Source organism: Streptomyces sp. SID3212 (genome assembly GCF_009865405.1).
Lineage (GTDB): Bacteria > Actinomycetota > Actinomycetes > Streptomycetales > Streptomycetaceae > Streptomyces.
The window spans coordinates 1-17,329 of record NZ_WWJY01000457.1 but is presented as its reverse complement, the minus strand read 5'-3'; the positions used below and the strand labels follow the sequence as shown (position 1 = coordinate 17,329).

Sequence of the window (17,329 nt, the reverse complement as noted above, 5' to 3'; positions counted from 1 at the left end):
GAGGGCGGCATCCCGATCGGCGCCGCGCTCTACGGCGCGGACGGGGCAGCGCTGGGCCGGGGGCACAACCGCCGCGTCCAGGACGGTGATCCGTCCCTGCACGCGGAGACGGCCGCCTTCCGCGCGGCGGGGCGGCAGCGCTCGTACCGGGGTACGACGATGGTGACCACGCTCTCGCCGTGCTGGTACTGCTCCGGGCTGGTCCGGCAGTTCGGGATCTCCCGGGTGGTGATCGGCGAGGCGCGGACCTTCCACGGTGGGCACGACTGGCTGGCCAAGCACGGGGTGGAGATCGTCCTGCTGGACGATCCGGAGTGCGTCGCGCTGATGCGGGCCTTCGTCACCGACCGTCCCGACCTCTGGAACGAGGACATCGGCCATGACTGATCCGAACGCTTCCCCTTCCCCTTCGCCCTCCCCCGCCCCCGGCCCTTCCACCGCCACCGCCGTCGTACCGACCGTCGATCTGGGGCCGTGGCGCTCCGGTGACCCCGCCGCGCGTGCCGCTCTCGCCGCGACCGTGGACGAGGCCCTGAGGCGGGCCGGTTTCCTGCTGGTCACGGGTCACGGGGTGGACCCGGCGCTGCGGGCCCGGATCCGGGCGGCGGCCCGGGAGTTCTTCCTGCTGCCCGCCGCCGTGAAGGAGCCTTACGCGGCCCGGGTCGGCGGGCGCGGCTGGCTCCGCTCCGGGGCGGAGGCCAACGGCGGCGCGGAGGGCACACCCACCCCGCCGGACCTCAAGGAGTCGTACTCCTTCGCCTCGTACGAGCCGACGGGCGACCCGGCCGTGGACGCGGAGTGGTTCCTGCCCAACCGGTGGCCGGCCGAGGCCCCGGGGCTCAGGGAGCTGGTGGAGACGTACCTCACGCGGATGCGGGAGCTGTCCGACGAGTTGCTGGGGCTGCTCGCGGTCGCCCTCGGCCGGGACGAGGACTTCTTCACCGCGCACACCGCGCACCCGACCTGGGGCTTCAACGTCAACTGGTACCCGGGCACGGACGTCGTCGGGGAGGCGGAGCCGGGGCAGTTCCGGATCGGTCCGCACACCGACTTCGGTACGGTCACCGTCCTCGACCGGGAGGCGGGCCGGGGCGGGCTCCAGGTCTTCACGGACGAGGAGGGGTGGCGGGACGCCCCGTACGATCCGGACGCCTTCACCGTCAACATCGGGGACCTGATGGCCCGCTGGACGGACGGCCGCTGGTGCTCGGGCCGCCACCGGGTGCTGCCGCCGCCGTCCGACGTGCCGTCGGAGGAGCTGATGTCGCTGGTGTACTTCTACGAGTGCGATCCGGGGACGGCCGTCGCCGGGGTGGACTCGCACACGTATCTGCGGGCGCAGCTGGACGCGATCGCGGTCGACTGACGCCCGTACGGACCGTGCCGTACGGCCACAGCGCGACGCCCCGCAGGACCGGTGGTCCCTGCGGGGCGTCGGGCGGTGAACGGGTCGGTCAGACCCCGGCGTAGGAGTGCTTGCCGGTGACGAAGATGTTGACGCCGTAGTAGTTGAACAGCCAGCAGCCGAAGGCGATCAGCGCCAGGTAGGCGGCCTTGCGGCCCTTCCAGCCGGCGGTGGCGCGGGCGTGCAGGTAGCAGGCGTACGCGACCCAGGTGATGAAGGACCAGGTCTCCTTGGGGTCCCAGTTCCAGTAGCGGCCCCAGGCCTCGCCCGCCCAGATCGCGCCCGCGATGATCGTGAACGTCCAGAGCGGGAAGACGGCCGCGTTGACGCGGTACGCGAACTTGTCGAGGCTCCCCGAGGCGGGCAGCCGCTCCATGACGGAGGTGGCGAAGGCGCCGGGCTTGCCGCCCGCCGCGAGCTTGGACTCGTACCGCTCACGGAAGAGGTAGAGCAGCGTGGCGACCGCGCCGACGTAGAACACCGCGCCGCAGAAGATCGCGGTGGAGACGTGGATCCACAGCCAGTACGAGTGGAGCGCGGGGACCAACTGGTCGCTGGCCGTGTAGAGCACGGTGACGGCGAGGCCGAGGTCCAGGAGGACCGTGGTGACCAGCGGCAGTCCGAGCCAGCGGATGTTCTTCTTGAGCACGAGCAGCGTGAGGTACACCGCGACCGCGACGGTCGAGAAGGTGATGTTGAACTCGTACATGTTGCCCCAGGGGGCGCGCTGTACGGAGAGGGCGCGGGCGACCACGCCGGCCGCCTCGACCACGAAGGCGAGGACGGTGAGCGACACGGCGATCCGGCCGTACAGGTCGCCCTGGACGTCGTCGCCGGCCGCGCCGGGGCCGTCGGGCAGGTCGCGGGAGCCGGAGGCCGAGCGCGTGATCACCTGGGGGCGGTCCAGGACGGCGGTGCTGCCGCCCTGCGCGGCCTTGACCTTCACGGCCGGGGCGGCGGAGGCGCCCGCGTCACCGGTCAGGGCCGAGGCGGTCCTGGCGACCTTGCTCCTGCTGCCGAACAGCCACTCGGCGATGTGCGCGAAGAACGCCAGCATGTAGACGGCCATGGACGAATAGATCAGCACATTGCTGGTGTGCGCCAGGCTCTCGTTGGTTGCTGCGGCGGCGAGACTCACTTCTCAACCCCTTCGACTTCGACGGACGCCCGGGCGGTCTTGTCGACCGTCTCTTCGGCGGGATCAGGCTCTTCTGCGTGGGTGGGCGCGCCGGCGTGGGTGGGCGCTTCCGTGTGGGTGGGCGCTTCCGCGTGGAGGGTGCCGGCCAGGTCGGCCAGTTCCTCCGGGAGTCTGGCGGACTCGCTGCGGCCGAGACCGGCCATCTCGACGACGGTGACGCCGTCGGCGCCCCGCACGGCCCGGACCCAGACCCGGCGCCGCTGGATGAAGAGGGAGCCCGCGAGTCCCGCGATCGCGGCGATCGCGCCGGTCAGCGCCCAGCCGTCACCGGGCTGATGCGTGATCTGGAAGCTGGCCCACTCCTTGATGTCCTTCTCGAAGGTGATCGACCCGGCCCCGTCCGGGAGGTCGAGCTTCTCGCCCGGGAGCAGGGACTTCTTGAGGATGTCCCCCTTGGCGTCCTTGAAGGGCTTCATCTTGGAGGTGTTCAGCTGGTACACGTTCTGCGCCAGCCCCGAGTCGACCCCGAGACTGCCGTGGTACGCGCCCAGGTTGAGGACGGGCAGGTCGAGCGCGGGGAAGCGGGAGAACATCTGCCCGTTGCCCTTCCCCGCGTAGGTCGGCACGAAGAACGCCGCGAAGCCGAGCTGGTCCCTCTTCCCCGCCTTGTCCTTGTAGCCGTTGACGACCTTGATGGCGCCGGTGGAGGTGAAGTTGCCGTCGATGGGCAGCAGCGGCACCGCGCCGCTGAAGACCACCTTGTTCGCCCGGTCCCTGACCGTGACGACGGGGGCGTATCCGTGGCCGATCAGGAAGACCTTGGACCCGTCGATCTTCAGCGGTTCGTTGACCTTGACGACCGCCTTGTGCTCCTTGTCGCGCGGGCCGCCGGTGTAGCGGATCGCCGCCTCGAAGGTGCGGGGGGTGCCGAGCTGCGGTCCGCTGCGCTCGTACGTCCCGGTGAACTGGTCCAGCGTGAAGCTGAACGGCGCCAGGTCGTCCGTGTTGAACAGCGAGCCGGACCGGAAGTCGTCGTACTGGGTGAGGGTGTTGGAGAAGCCGTCACCCTCGACGACCAGCTTGCCGCCGTCGGACTTGAAGAGCTGGCCGGTGGCGAACGAGATCAGGAGCACGATCAGCGCGATGTGGAAGATCAGGTTGCCGGTCTCGCGGAGGTAGCCCTTCTCCGCGGCGACCGCGTCGCCTTCCCCGTACACCCGGAAGCGGCGCCTCTTGAGGATGGACAGCGCGGCTTCCCGTACGGCTTCCGGTTCGGCCGCGGTGCGCCAGGTCGTGTACGCGGGCAGCCGGGTGAGGCGCTTGGGCGCGCGCGGCGGGCGGGCGCGCAGCTGGCCGACGAACTGCCAGGTGCGCGGGATGATGCAGCCGATGAGCGAGATGAACAGCAGGATGTAGATCGCGGAGAACCACACCGAGCTGTAGACGTGGAAGAGCTGGAGCTGGTCGTAGATCGGCGAGACGACGGTGTGCTTCGCCTTGAAGTCCTGGACCTTGAGCTCGTCGACGTTGGTCTGCGGGATCAGCGAGCCGGGGATGGCGCCGAGGGAGAGCAGGAAGAGCAGGATCAGCGCGACGCGCATGGAGGTGAGCTGGCGCCAGAACCAGCGTGCCCAGCCGATGACGCCGAGGGTGGGGCCGGTGAGGAGGGACTCCTCGCGGGGGGCCGTGGAGAGCTGGGAGCCGGCGGCGCCGAGTTCCCGTACGTCCCGGGCGTCGCGCGACTCGGCGGAACGTTCCGATTCGGTCGTGCCGCCGGTCTCCGACTCTGTTGTGCTGTCGGACTCTGTCGTGCTCATGGACTAGATCCCCACCGTGAAGCCGTTGGACCAACCCTGCATCTCCTGCACGATGCCGTCCCACGCGCCGGTCACCAGCAGCAGCCCGGTCGCGATCATCATGCCGCCGCCGATCCGCGTCACCCAGGTGTAGTGCTTCTTGATCCACCCGAACGCGCCCAGCGCCTTGCGGAAGGCCACGGCGGCGAGGACGAACGGCAGGCCGAGGCCGAGGCAGTACGCGACGGTCAGTATGGCTCCCCGGCCCGCGGTCCCCTGGTCGAACGCGAGGAACTGCACCGAGCCGAGGATCGGGCCCATGCAGGGCGTCCAGCCGATCCCGAAGAGCGCGCCCAGCAGCGGGGCCCCGGCGAGGCCGGCCACCGGCCGCCGGTGGAAGCGGAACTCACGCTGGGTGAGCCAGGGCATCAGCCCCAGGAAGAACACGCCCATCAGGATCATCAGCACGCCGAGGATCCTGGAGAGCACGCCGCGCTGGGCCTGGAGTTCCGAGCCGAAGTAGCCGAAGAAGGCGCCGCCGGAGACGAAGACCGCGCTGAACCCCGCGACGAAGAGCGCCGACCCGGCGACCATCCTGCCGCGTCTGGCCTCCGCGAGGTCGGTGCCGCTGATGCCGGTCACGTACGACAGGTAGCCGGGCACCAGGGGCAGCACGCACGGGGAGAAGAACGAGACCAGACCGCCCAGCGCCGCCAGCGGGAACGCGAGCAGCAGCGCTCCCGTGACGATGGTGTCGTTCGAGTCCGTCACCGCGGCCAGAAACTGCACGGGATCACTTCTCCGCAATCAGCGGGTCGATCAGCTTGCGCAACTGCTCCTCGTCCACGGCCTTGAGCGAGCGGGCCGCGATCTTCCCGTTCCGGTCGAGGACGATCGTGGAGGGGATGGCCTGGGGGTTGAGGCTGCCCTTGGGGAACCCGTACACGAGGAGCTTGCCCGCCGGGTCGTACAGGCTCGGGTAGGTGATGCCGAAGTCCTGCTCGAACTTGACGGCGGGCCGCTTCTCCAGGTCGCGGGTGTTTATCCCGACGAACGCCACGCCCTGGCCCGCCAGCTCCTTGGAGACCTTGGCGAAGTGCGGCGCCTCGGCGAGGCACGGTCCGCACCACGAGCCCCAGACGTTGAGGACGACGATCTTGCCCTTGTAGTCCGCGACGTCGAGCTTCTTGCCCTCCAGGGTCTCGCCCGAGAGGTCGTTGACGGAGCGGCGGTCGGCCTTGGCGACGGTGGAGATACCGCCGGTGTTCGACACAAAACCGGTCTGTCCGCCCCCTCCGGACTTTCCGCCGCCCCCGCACGCGGAGAGCGTCAGCGCGCCCGCGGCGACGGCGACCGGCAGGAGAGCGCGGAGTCGACGGCTCGGGCTGCTTCGAGGAGCGCGGCCAAAGTTCATGTGAAAAGTTTCGCATGGGCGTTTCGGGGGATCTTGCGCACCCCCCTCGGTGACCGCACTGCCCGTAAGGCCCGTTGTCAAGCGGCCTTAAAGAAAGCGTTCCACCCGCCGTCCGGCGCCTGACCGACGTCCAGCGAACGCAGCTTGGCGAGTACGGCGGGGTCCTGGGCGTCGATCCAGTCGGTGAACTGGCGGAACGAGACGAGCCGTACGTCCTTCTTGCCGGCCATCTCCTTGAGCGCCTCCTCCACGGCGTCCATGTAGATTCCGCCGTTCCACTGTTCGAAGTGGTTGCCTATGAAGAACGGGGCGCGATTCGACCGGTACGCGCGCTTGAACCCGTTGAGGTACGCACCCTTGGCCTGCTCACGCCAACGTGGGTAGTTCTCCGGCATGCCCTTGGTCGAATTCACCGACTGGTTGGCGAGCATGTTGTAGTCCATGGACAGGACTTCGAAACTGTGTCCGGGGAACGGGACAGCCTGGAGCGGGAAATCCCACAGCCCGCCCTTTTTATCCGGCCATTTCTGGGTGCCGCCGGGGGAGCTGGCGTCGTACCGCCAGCCCAGTTTGCGGGCGGTCGGCAGCAACCGCTCCTGGCCGAGGAGACAGGGCGTACGGCCGCCGGTCAATTCCTTGCGGTAGTCGAAGGGCAGCGGATCGAGATCGGTCCAGCCGCTGTTCGTACGCCACTCGGTGACGAAGGACACGGCCTGTTCGACCTCGCTGTGCCACTGGGCGGGGGTCCAGTTGTCCACCGTGCCGTGGCCGGCGCAGAAATGCCCGTTGAAATGGGTGCCTATCTCATGTCCTTCGAGCCAGGCGCGGCGGACGTTCTTGAGCGTTTCCTTGATGTGGTCGTCGGTGAGATAGCCGATGTCGGAGGCGCCGACGGCGTTGTTGGGCGGGCGGTAGAGCGTCTTCTTCGACTCGGGCAGCAGATAGACGCCGGAGAGGAAGAAGGTCATGGCCGCGCCGTGGTCCTTGGCGAGGTCGAGGAAGCGGGGGAAGAGGCCGTTGCCGACCTCGCCCGCCCCGTCCCAGGAGAAGACCACGAACTGCGGCGGGGTCTGGCCGGGCTCCAGCGGGACGGGGGCGGGGGGCTGGTGCGGCTGTTTTCCCGTGTCGGAAGTGGAACCGTCACCTATGAGCCGGGCCTCTTTGGCAAGAGGCTTGGCGGAGGCCTTCCCGCTCCGGCCCCCGCCCTTCCCGTCCGCCGTGCCCGTGCCTGTCGGACGCGCACCGCTCCGGCCGTCGGAAGAGGTCCCGCAGCCGGCGATCCCGATCGCCGCCGCGGCTCCGATTCCCGCTCCCAGCAGTCCCCTTCGGCTGATGTCGCGCATACAGTCCCCATCCGCGCTCGCACGTCCCGTGAGCCGCTCAGGCAGGTTTTACAAGCGGCAACACATGAGATGTCGTACCGAACGCGGAGGTTCCAGGACTTGTCATCTTTTAACAAAAACAGACACAGGGACAGCGGGCGCGGAGAGGCGGAGGGACGCGGAGGAGACGCGGAGGAGACGCCTACGCGCCAAAAGCCTTGGCCCCGCCCTTGACCGGCTTGGCACCGGCGAGGAGATGGGCCGGTACGAGATCGCGCGCCGGCTCGGAGTAGCCGACCGAGACGATCTTGTCGCCCTGGAAGGTGAAGCTCGTCAGGGAGGCGAGGGTGCACTGCCTGCGCCGCGGGTCGTGCCACAGCCTGCGGTGTTCGACGAAGCTCCGGACGATCCAGATCGGCAGCTGGTGGCTGACGCAGACCGCCTCGTGGCCCCGGGCCGCGTCGCGCGCCGCCGTGAGCGCGCCCATCATCCGTACGACCTGGTCGACGTACGGCTCGCCCCAGGACGGCCGGAAGGGGTTGGTGAGGTGCTTCCAGTTGGCGGGCTTGCGCAGGGCGCCGTCGCCGACACCGAACGTCTTGCCCTCGAAGACGTTCCTCGCCTCGATCAGCCGGTCGTCGGTGTCGAGGGTCAGCCCGTGGCTCTTGGCGATCGGGGCCGCGGTCTCCTGGGCACGCTCCAGCGGGGACGCCACGACGTGAGTGATGTCACGGGCGGCGAGGTGCTCGGCGACCCGGTCGGCCATCTGCCGGCCCAGCTCGGAGAGGTGGAACCCGTCGCGGCGGCCGTAGAGCACGCCGTCGGGGTTGTGGACCTCGCCGTGCCGCATGAGGTGGACGACGGTCATTTCGCTGGGGTCGCTCATGCGGTGCTCTCCGTTGCTTCTACGGCTTGGGCGGCGGCGCGGGCCGCGGCCGGCAGGGCGGCGGCGATCCGCTCGATCGCGCGGTCGTCGTGGGCGGTGGACACGAACCAGGACTCGAAGGACGACGGCGGCAGGTAGACGCCGTCGGCGAGCAGGGAATGGAAGAAGGGGGTGAAGCGGAAGGACTGCTGGCGCTTGGCGCCGTCGTAGTCGTGGACCTCGTCGGCGGTGAAGAAGACGGAGAACATGTTGCTGGCGCTCTGCACGCGGTGGGCGACGCCCTCCTTGGTGAGCGCCTCGCCGACCAGGCCCTGGATCTCGGCGGAGACCCGGTCGACGGTGTCGTACGCCGCGTCGTCCAGCAGCCGCAGCTGCGCGAGCCCGGCGGCGGTGGCGACGGGGTTCCCGGAGAGCGTGCCCGCCTGGTAGACGGGGCCCACGGGGGCGAGGTGGCCCATGATGTCGGCGCGCCCGCCGAACGCGGCGGCCGGGAACCCGCCGCCCATGACCTTGCCGAAGGTCATCAGGTCGGGCGCGACGCCGTCGATGCCGTACCAGCCGGCCTTGGAGGTACGGAAGCCGGTCATCACCTCGTCGGAGACGTAGAGGGCGCCGTCGGCGGCGCAGATCTCCTTGAGCCCGGCGTTGAAGCCCGGGCGGGGCGGGACGACGCCCATGTTGCCGGGCGAGGCCTCGGTGATCACGCAGGCGATCTGCCCGGGGTGCGCGGCGAAGGCCTGGCGCACGGCGTCGAGATCGTTGTACGGCAGGACGATCGTGTCGCCGGCCTGGGCGCCGGTGACGCCGGGGGTGTCGGGCAGCCCGAGGGTGGCGACCCCGGACCCGGCGGCGGCCAGCAGGGCGTCCACGTGCCCGTGGTAGCAGCCGGCGAACTTCACGATCTTCGCGCGCCCGGTGAAACCACGGGCGAGGCGGATCGCGGACATGGTCGCCTCGGTCCCCGACGACACGAGCCGGACCTGCTCGACGGGCGCCACGCGGGCCACGATCTCCTCGGCGAGCGCGACCTCGCCCTCCCCCGGCGTACCGAAGGAGGTGCCGCGGGCGACCGCGGCCTGGACCGCTTCGATGACCTCTGGGCGTGAATGACCGAGAATCATCGGCCCCCAAGAACATACGAGGTCGACATATTCACGGCCGTCCGCATCGATCAGGTATGGACCGTTACCGGACACCATGAACCGGGGCGTACCGCCCACGGCGCGGAAGGCCCGGACGGGAGAGTTCACGCCGCCGGGCGTCACGAGGGCCGCACGGTCGAAAAGCGTCTGCGAAACTGGGGCGTCATAGGGGAAGCTCACGCAATCCATGGTGTCAGAGGCTCGGACGTTCTTGCGGTCAGGTGTTTCACCGCACGCGCGTGGGGGAGGTCACTGTCACGATGATCGGGTTGCGCGGCCGGGGCTGCGAGTGGTCGGGTGGAGATATGCATCGCGGTGGCGGACTGGGCGAGGGAACCGATGATCTCGGTCCGGAGCCTGCCCGGCGTGGTAAGCACCGGCGACGTGAGCGCGAGGCGCGCGAGCAGATTCCGGAAAGCAGGAGTGGTGGCCGGGTGGGGGTGACCTACAAATATTTCGGCGCACCCGACGGGGCGACGGCTGCCCGTGTCCCGATTTCCATGCGTCCGGAGGAATTGGGCGGCGATGAACTCGGCATGGGCGGCATGTTCTCGAAGGTCAAGCCGGAGACGATAGCCGCGATGGTCCTGACGGGCATACAAGGCATGCCCCTGAACAAGGTGCCCCCACTCGAACTGGTCGTCCTGCACCCGGACTACGCGGTGGTGAAACTCCCCATGACGGTCGTGGACCCGCTCCGCGACATCGGCGAGGAATCCGTGGGCGCGGCAGCTTTCATCTGGTCCACGGTCCCGGACCGCGGCGGCCCGAGGGACGCGTTCAACGTCTACCAACTCCTGCACGAATGGCAGGACTTCAGCCACCGCCTCCACGAGGCGGGCCACCAGCCGTATTGCCTGGTGTGGCCCTGACCCGACCTCATCACTCCCTCGTCACTCCACGACGGACCACGCGTCGTCCGACTTCGGAAACCGGAAGCGGCAATCAGGGTGTTGGGGTGTGCTGGTCGCGCAGGGCCTGTTCCACCGCTTCCTGTACGCGGGCGTCCTCGCGGAGTTTTCTGTGGGCTCGGCGGCGGCGGGTCAGGTGGAGGGTCGTCAGCACGAGGGCGATCAGGGCCGCGGCCAGGAGAAGGAGCGGCCAGGGGACGGACCAGGCTTGGGCCGTGGCCTGTGTTGGTTTCAGGGAGGTCTTCGAGCCTGAGGCGTCCGTCAGGACGGGGGTGAGCGTCACCGTTGTCTTCAGGCGGATCGCCGAGGCCACTTCGTGTACCGGGACCTTCACCTTCCAGGTTTCTCCTGGGAGGAGTTCCGGGGGTGCGGGGATGTGGGTCGCTTCTGTTCTCAGCCAGTTGAAGGGGCCCGCTATCGTCACCGACTGGCGCGCCGACAGGATCGCGTTGCCTGTGTTGTGGATCGTGTAGGTGACCGTCGCGTCGCCCTTGGTGAAGGGGTTCGCCGGGGTCGAGTGGTCCAGGTGGACGTCCTCGACGGCGAGTTGTGGTTTGAGCGTGCCGCCCACGCGCAGCTTGACCTTGATTCCCAGGCGCCGGTCCACGCTGATGCCCTCGGCGTCGTCCGGCTGCTTGAGGGACGTGAGGATGCCGCCCACGTAATCGCCGGGCGGGGCGTTGGCGGGGATCTTCGCCGTGAAGGGGAGTTGGGCCGACTTGCCCGGCTTGATCGTGACGTTCGCCCGGGTCGCGTGGATCCAGGCGCCCACCCCCACCGACTTCTTGTCCCGTGTCAGCAGGTCGAGTTGGCCGGTGTCCGTCGTGAAGCCGTCGGCCGTGTAGACGGCGAGGTCGAGCGGGGTCTTGCCGTGGTTGGCCACGACCATGGCGTCCTTGAGCTGCCCGCCCGGGTTGACGGCGTAGCTGAAGCTGGACCGGTCGTCACCGTAGCTGTTCGCGGCCGTCCTGACCGTCCAGGTGACATCGCCGTCGGCCGCCGACGCCGACCCGGTGGACCCGGTGGGCAGGCCGAGAGCGATGACTAGCGCGGTGAGCAGAGTGGTGGCCGCGGTGCGGATACGGGGGGTGGTACGTGCGGTACGGACGGGCGCGTGCATCGTGAGGTTCTCCTGGAACGGGAGGCGGGGCAGGCGCCGGAGGGCGCCTGCCCCGCCCGGTCGAACGGGTCCGGTCAGCCGGTCAGTTGGTCAGCTGGTCAGCTGGTCAGCTGGTCAACGCGGAGTCAGCTGGTCGTCAGCGCGATGTCAGCTGCTCAGCGCGGTGATCGTCAGCGTGGCGCGGTAGCCACCCTTCTGAACGCTGTCCGGGATCTTCAGGTCGAGGTCGGCGCCCAGTCGCGCCGAACCCCGCGGGTGCCCCTGCTCGGCCGAACCGAGGCCGCGCGCGATGGACAGACCCTTGCCGTGGTCGTCGTACCCGGAAGCCACCGGGTCGCTGGCCTTGGCGCCGGCGCCGCCGTCGAGGATCATCGGGGACCAACCGAGGTTGGCACCCGAGAACGTCTTGTCGGCGTCCTTGAAGTCGCTCACGCTGGCCGAGACCGACCAGGGAGCGAGCGAGCGGCGGCTGTCCGAGACGAGCAGCGGGTTGATCTTGCCGGCCGCCTCGAAGTGGTCGCCGTTCCGCTCCTGCGCGGTGCCGAGGTCCACCAGGCCGTTGTAACCGTCGATCGTCCAGCCGAACTCACCCGGAGCGACCTTCGGCACGTTGACCGCGAGCGACTGGCTGTCGCCGTGGTACGGGTGCACGCTGACCTTGTCGACCAGCGAGCCGACGGGCTGGTCGGTCGTGGTGTTGTTGCACCACGAGCCGCGCGAGACCGCCGAGTTGGGGGCGGCGCAGGTGCCGCTGCGGACGTTCTCGACCACGAGCTTGTCGTTGCGCACCTGCACCTTGACGTAGGTGCGGACGTGCTCCTGGTTCTGGACCGAGTTGTACCAGTAGCTGTCCGGGTTCAGCGGGTCGGCGCCGTTGCCGGCCCCGCTCGTCCCGCTGGTGTCCGGCTTCGTGATGTCGTAGTACTTCGAGCCCGAGGACGAGTTGCCCGTGACGTACAGGACACCGCCCGGACCCGGGTACACGTCGGCGGCACCGGGCTTCTCGGCCGGGTCCGCCTTCTCACCGTTCTTGATCAGGTAGCTGCGGGAGTAGCTGTGGTCGTGGCCCTGGAGGACCAGGTCCACGCCGAGCTTGGAGAACGTGGTCGGGAAGTCGACACGCCGCGCCTTGTTGTCGCTGTCCTTGGCGTGGTCGGCCGGCGAGTAGATGGAGTGGTGGTACGTGAGCACCTTCCACTTCGCCTCGGAGCCGTGCTTGTTGATGATGTCGGTGACGTACGCGAGGTGCGCCGCGTCACCGCCGCCACCCTGCGAGGTGGCGTAGCTGTTGCTGTTGAGGTCGATGAACAGCACATCCTTGTAGATGTACCAGTAGTCACCGCCGGACGTGTTGGACGCCGGGTTCCCGTTGGAGTACAGCGGGGCCGAGCGGTCCGTGTTCGGCGTCGAGAAGTGCTGCTCGTACGCCTTGCCGCCGACGTCGTGGTTGCCGATGGTGGCCGCCCACGGGTAGGAGCGCAGCTTGTCGGGTGCCAGGAAGGAGTTCCACTGGGACTCGTTGTTCGCGGTCTCGACCTGGTCACCGCCCGACACCAGGAGTTCGGCGTTCGGGTTGGCCGACGTGGCGACGTCCACGGTGTCCTGCCAGCCGGCCTGGTCCTGCGCCAGGTCGCCGGACGAGCCGATCTGCGGGTCGCCGAAGAACAGGAAGTCGTAGTCGCCTTCGAAGTCCTGCGTCTTGAAGGAGTACGCCGGGGACCAGTTGCCCTCGGTGCCGACACGGTAGGTGTACGCCGTGTCCTCCTTCAGGCTGGTGATCGTGGCGTGCCGGTTGAACCCACCGCTGGTGGCGATGTTCGCCGCGCCGGTGGCGTCGAAGGTGGCCGCGCCGGCGGGGAACTCACCGTTGACCAGCTCCGCGGTCGGGGCGACCTGGAGCTTCTGCGCGGTGTCGGCGGAGGAGTACCACGTCACGGTGCGCTGGGTCTCGTTCGCGCCCACACCGAGGATGATGCCGGAGAGCGTGGCCGGTTCGGCGGCGGCGGCAGGGGACGCCATCCCACTGCCGAGAGCGACGGTCAAGCCCAGGACTGCCGCGGTGACCCCGGTGGCCACGCGGCGCCGCACAAGCCCGGAGGCCTGTGTCGAGGTGCTCAATTTCATCGGTTCTTCGTTCCTTTATGTGCACGGGGGGGTGCATGTAATGACGTTGTTAAGGTCTCTCCACAGAGTGAACCGGCCGAGAATGCGATGGTGGGATTGGCTGAACTTCGCCGCTCGTACGGGCAGTCCGCCCCGTACGCCCGCTGCGTCCCGGGCTCAAACCCCCAACAACCGCTCCACGCACCAGATCAGGCCCATCGCGGACACTCCCGCCGAAATCGCCCCGGTCACCCACAGCCCCGCCCTCGGTGCCCGGTGCCGCAACAGCGTCAGCAGCGGGAAGACGAGGGCGATGATCGTCAGCTGTACGGTCTCGATGCCGACGTTGAACACCAGCAGCGACCACAACAGCGTCCACGACCACGCCTCGTCGATCCCCAGCGCGCCCGCGAACCCCAGCCCGTGCACCAGCCCGAAGCAGAACACCACCCCCAGGCGGGTCCACCCCGCGCGGTCCAGGCTGAAGTGACCGCGCCCCTCCGTCTCCAGGTCCGCCGCGTGGCCGCCCTGCCGCCAGATCCGCCACAGGTACCACCCCGCGACCACCGCGATCGACAGCGCGATGACGGGCTCCACGACCCGCGCGGGCACGTCGACCAGACCGAGCGCGGCGAGCAGGAACGTCACCGAGTGGGCGAGGGTGAAACTGGTCGCCGCGAGCACGATCTCCCGCAGCCGCCGCGACCCGGCGATGAGCGCCAGCAGGAACAGGATGTGGTCGATGCCGCCCAGCAGGTGCTCGGCGCCCAGGCGGAAGAACTCCCAGAACCGCTCGTACCACGACTGCCCGGTGGAGAAGGACGGATGCCCGGCGTCGATCGCCGCGCTGCCCGACCGGCCGTCGAGGTCGTACGTGACGATCGTCTTCGTACCGGTGACGTACTTCTCGGAGTCGGGGAACAGCCCGCCCCGCACCTCGTGCGCGTCGCTCCGCTCCGGGCAGGTCCAGTCGAGCAGCAGATCGGTGTACGGAACGCCCTCGTGCCGGCTCATCGCGAAAGGGCCGACCCGGGCCGGCGTACAGGCCCGGCCGCCCGAGCTGACCGAGAAGCGCCGGGTGACGTACGCGACGGCCGCCTTCGTATGGGCGTTGAGCGCCGCGGCCTGCCGGGCGGTGTCACCGGCGTCGAACGCGGCTGTTCCCGTACGGAAGAGGGCGTCGTCGTCCTCGAAGTCGGCGGTGGACACGACGAAGAGGTCGTATTCGAGCTTGAGCTTCGTCCGTATATGACCGTCGTCGCCCGCGTCGACGTCGACGTACACGGTCGACGAGAAGCCATGGGCGGACGCCGGCTGTGCGGTGCCCAGAAAAACGATCAGCGCCGCGGTGATCCCGATGATGACGCGGCGCGCCCGTGGTGACATGTGACTCCTTCAGGTTGCGTGTGCACGCTGCATGTCGGGGATGAACACGAACCGGCCCGGCGGCGAACCGTGGAAAAACATGCGTGAGAACGACACCTGCGGAGGAACCGGACGGCAAATCTGATAGGAGGATGTAGGCGCACCATCCGCCATCACTCGGAGGACGATCCCCTTGCGCCCCCACCTTCGGGCCCTCGCCGCGTCGGCCGCGACCGCCGCGACGGCCGTCCTGGCCGCCGGATGCGGCTTCGGCTTCGGCTCCCTATCCGGCTCCGGCTCCGGCTCCGACGACTGGTCGCAGCGGCACCCCGCGCCCTCGGCGGTGGGCGCTCTCGGCCGGGAGTTCGCCGCCGCCTCACCCGCCCCGGAGGCGACCGTCACGCCACGGCCCGGCTCGTGGAGCGACGTCCACCCGTCCGAGAACTACCGGGTGGTCCTGCTCACCACGGGGGACGACCGCCCGACCAAGGCCCTGGTGAAGGCGGTCGAGGACTGGGCCGGGGACGAGGACGTCGACCTCAGGACGGTGGTCGCCGACCGCCCGTCCGACTACATCCCCAGCATCACCAAGGCCATGGACATGGCCCCGGACCTGATCGTCAGCGCGGGCAACGACCTGGTGGACCCGCTCGCGATGGTCACCCCCAACCACCTGTCACAGCCGTTCCTCGTCGTGGGCGCGGAGTTGGCCGAACCGACGGGCAATGTCACGGCGGTCGACTGGTCCGGCGCGTCGTTCCGCGGGGAGGGGCTCGGCGCGTCCTCGACGTACGACCCGGCGTCGTTCACGGCGGCTCGGTGCGCGGCGGCGATCAGGGCGGGGGTCGCGGCGGTGCTCAACGACCTGACAGGAATCGTGATCTGGCTGGACCAGCACTGAGGGCCGCGGTCCGGCGAAGGACCGTCAGCGCTCGCCGAAATTACGGGACATCACGGGACCCGAACACCCGAGGCTCCAGCAGGTCCAGCGCCTCCTCCCACCGGAAGGCGTCCTCGGCACCGCTCTCCCCCGCCGGGTGCGGCGCGAGCGCGCTGATCAGCACCCCCATGTCACGGAGTTGACCGAGGCTCCGGTGGTACGCGGGGTGCGCGGCCAGATCCGCGTTCAGGTACGGCAGTACGGCCGTGGGCACGCCCGTTCCGTACGCCTCGCACAACGTCCCCAGCGCCAGCGTGTCCGAGATGCCCGCCGCCCACTTGTTCACCGTGTTGAACGTGGCCGGCGCCACCGCGATCGCGTCCGGCGGCGGCAGCGGGCGCGGTTCCCCGGGACGCCTCCACGCCGACCGCACCGGAAAGCCGGTCCGCTCCACCACCGCGTCGGCGTCGATGAAGCCGAGCCCCTGGGGTGTGGCGATCACCCCGACCGCCCAACCGCGCGCGTGCGCGGCGCTGATCAGCGTACCCACACCGCCCGCGACGCCAGCCGCGCAGACGACGACGTACAGGAACGGCTTCTCGGACCGAGCTGTCATCAATGCTCCAGAGGGGGGATCACGGCGGGCCCGAACCGTTCAGCCAGAACGCGCCGTACAGCGCGGCGACCGTCGTCATCACGGTCAGGGTGAGGTACGTGACCCACGGGCGGGAGCGGGCCAGCACGACCGCCAGGGGCAGGAGGAGGGGGAACGCGGGGAGCAGAAGCCGGGGTTTGGAACCGAAGTAGCCCGCCGCTCCCACCGCCAGGAGCGTGACCACCGCGCTGTGGACCACGAGCGCGGCCGGCTGGAGTTGGCGTACGCCGATCCAGTGCGGCCAGGCCGCCAGGAGGAGAAGGGCGGCGAGGAGTACGGCGACGAGCGCGGCGGACGGGGTGCCCGTGATGCCGTCCGCCAGGAAGCGGGCGAAGGCCAGGCCGCCGTCGAACCCGTTCCCCCACCCGGACTGCACGTCCAGGTAACCGAAGAGACTCCCCTGCCGGGCGCCCACCCAGAGGATGTACCCCACCGCGCCCAGCGGCGCGAGGGCGCAACCGGCGAGGATCCGTACCGTCGGCCGCGCGGTGCGCGCGCCGAGCGCGGCCGTGACGATCAGGGCCGCGCTCACCGCGAGGCCCACCGGCCGGGTCAGCCCCGCGAGGCACGCCAGGGAACCCGCCACGATCCAGCGGCCGGTGAGCACTGCGTACAGCGCCCACGCGGCGAGCGCGACGAACAGGGACTCGCTGTACGCCATCGACTGGACGATCCCGACGGGCAGCGCCGCCCACAGGCCGACCAGGACGATGCCCGCCCTGCGGCCGTAACAGTGCGCGGCGACCGCGAAGATGCCCCAGGCGGCGGCCACCGAGGCCAAGGCGCTGATCAGCAGGCCGGCGTCGGCGGGGCCGAGGGGCAGGACCGTGGAGAGCGCCTTCTCCAGCCAGGGGTAGAGCGGGAAGAAGGCCATGCTCGACAGGTTCCGGCCGTCCGGCGCGCGCAGGGTGTAGCCGTATCCGAGCTCGGCGACCCGTACGTACCAGAGGGAGTCCCAGCGCCGCGCGAGCAGTTCGTGGGCGCTCCGGCCGGCGAGCCGGGACCAGACGACCAGGGTGGCGAGGCAGAGGACGCGGATCGCCACGAACAGCGCGAGCGCGGGGGCGGCCTGGCGGGCGGTGGGGCGGGCCGGGAGGAGCGGTGGGTCGCTGAGGTCGCTCGGGGGGCGGAGGGAGATCAGCGGCACGGCACTATTCTCCCGGGGCGCGGAGAGGGGTGGTCGGGCGGGGGG

Annotated in this window: 16 protein-coding genes; 4 read left to right on the top strand and 12 right to left on the bottom strand. The window is 69.7% G+C overall.

Features of this window, described 5'->3' with window-relative positions:
- On the top strand, nt 1–387 hold a 387-nt coding region (locus tag GT042_RS13740), incomplete at its 5' end, for a nucleoside deaminase (RefSeq protein WP_161308989.1).
- A complete protein-coding gene (locus GT042_RS13735) occupies nt 380–1,366 on the top strand; it encodes an isopenicillin N synthase family oxygenase (RefSeq protein ID WP_161308988.1) in 987 nt (328 codons plus the stop codon). The genes GT042_RS13740 and GT042_RS13735, both read left to right, overlap by 8 nt.
- Nucleotides 1,367–1,454: 88 nt before the next feature.
- On the opposite strand, the gene ccsB is transcribed toward GT042_RS13735, so the two are convergent.
- The 7 genes from ccsB to hemL form a co-directional block, all read right to left on the bottom strand.
- The gene (gene ccsB / locus GT042_RS13730) at nt 1,455–2,543 is read right to left on the bottom strand and encodes a c-type cytochrome biogenesis protein CcsB (protein ID WP_161308987.1); all 1,089 of its coding nucleotides are present in this window, start codon (nt 2,541–2,543) and stop codon (nt 1,455–1,457) included.
- Complete coding sequence (locus GT042_RS13725; RefSeq protein WP_161308986.1) at nt 2,540–4,360, bottom strand: cytochrome c biogenesis protein ResB; 1,821 nt, start codon at nt 4,358–4,360, stop codon at nt 2,540–2,542. Before GT042_RS13725 ends, ccsB begins: the two co-directional genes overlap by 4 nt.
- A 3-nt stretch (nt 4,361–4,363) precedes the next feature.
- A complete protein-coding gene (locus GT042_RS13720) occupies nt 4,364–5,128 on the bottom strand; it encodes a cytochrome c biogenesis protein CcdA (RefSeq protein ID WP_161308985.1) in 765 nt (254 codons plus the stop codon).
- A gap of 4 nt (nt 5,129–5,132) precedes the next feature.
- Entirely contained in the window at nt 5,133–5,753 is a 621-nt protein-coding gene (locus GT042_RS13715) for a TlpA disulfide reductase family protein (RefSeq protein ID WP_161308984.1), read from the bottom strand.
- A 77-nt stretch (nt 5,754–5,830) separates the two neighbouring features.
- Entirely contained in the window at nt 5,831–7,096 is a 1,266-nt protein-coding gene (locus tag GT042_RS13710; RefSeq protein ID WP_161308983.1) for a hypothetical protein, read from the bottom strand.
- Nucleotides 7,097–7,277: 181 nt separating this feature from the next.
- A complete protein-coding gene (locus tag GT042_RS13705) occupies nt 7,278–7,961 on the bottom strand; it encodes a histidine phosphatase family protein (protein ID WP_161308982.1) in 684 nt (227 codons plus the stop codon).
- Entirely contained in the window at nt 7,958–9,292 is a 1,335-nt protein-coding gene (gene hemL / locus GT042_RS13700; protein WP_161308981.1) for a glutamate-1-semialdehyde 2,1-aminomutase, read from the bottom strand. Before hemL ends, GT042_RS13705 begins: the two co-directional genes overlap by 4 nt.
- Nucleotides 9,293–9,408: 116 nt before the next feature.
- On the opposite strand from hemL, the gene GT042_RS13695 reads away from it, so the two are divergent.
- Entirely contained in the window at nt 9,409–9,975 is a 567-nt protein-coding gene (locus GT042_RS13695; protein WP_161308980.1) for a hypothetical protein, read from the top strand.
- A 73-nt stretch (nt 9,976–10,048) separates the two neighbouring features.
- On the opposite strand, the gene GT042_RS13690 is transcribed toward GT042_RS13695, so the two are convergent.
- The 3 genes from GT042_RS13690 to GT042_RS13680 all read right to left on the bottom strand — a co-directional run bounded on the left by GT042_RS13690 (nt 10,049) and on the right by GT042_RS13680 (nt 14,623).
- Nucleotides 10,049–11,134, bottom strand: a complete 1,086-nt coding sequence (locus GT042_RS13690; RefSeq protein ID WP_161308979.1) for a DUF916 domain-containing protein — start codon at nt 11,132–11,134, stop codon at nt 10,049–10,051.
- A gap of 147 nt (nt 11,135–11,281) precedes the next feature.
- Entirely contained in the window at nt 11,282–13,258 is a 1,977-nt protein-coding gene (locus tag GT042_RS13685) for a metallophosphoesterase family protein (protein ID WP_161308978.1), read from the bottom strand.
- A gap of 156 nt (nt 13,259–13,414) precedes the next feature.
- Nucleotides 13,415–14,623: a HupE/UreJ family protein gene (locus tag GT042_RS13680; protein ID WP_161308977.1), complete on the bottom strand. Its 1,209-nt coding sequence runs from the start codon at nt 14,621–14,623 to the stop codon at nt 13,415–13,417.
- A gap of 172 nt (nt 14,624–14,795) precedes the next feature.
- Between GT042_RS13680 and GT042_RS13675 the strand changes: the two genes are divergently transcribed.
- The gene (locus GT042_RS13675) at nt 14,796–15,503 is read left to right on the top strand and encodes a hypothetical protein (protein WP_161308976.1); all 708 of its coding nucleotides are present in this window, start codon (nt 14,796–14,798) and stop codon (nt 15,501–15,503) included.
- A gap of 40 nt (nt 15,504–15,543) precedes the next feature.
- Here the strand turns inward: GT042_RS13675 and GT042_RS13670 are convergent, their stop codons facing one another.
- Nucleotides 15,544–16,098, bottom strand: coding sequence for a flavoprotein (locus GT042_RS13670; protein ID WP_161308975.1), 555 nt, complete (start codon nt 16,096–16,098; stop codon nt 15,544–15,546).
- 19 nt (nt 16,099–16,117) lie between these two features.
- The gene (locus tag GT042_RS13665; RefSeq protein ID WP_345943766.1) at nt 16,118–17,284 is read right to left on the bottom strand and encodes a hypothetical protein; all 1,167 of its coding nucleotides are present in this window, start codon (nt 17,282–17,284) and stop codon (nt 16,118–16,120) included.
- Nucleotides 17,285–17,329 lie beyond the last annotated feature (45 nt).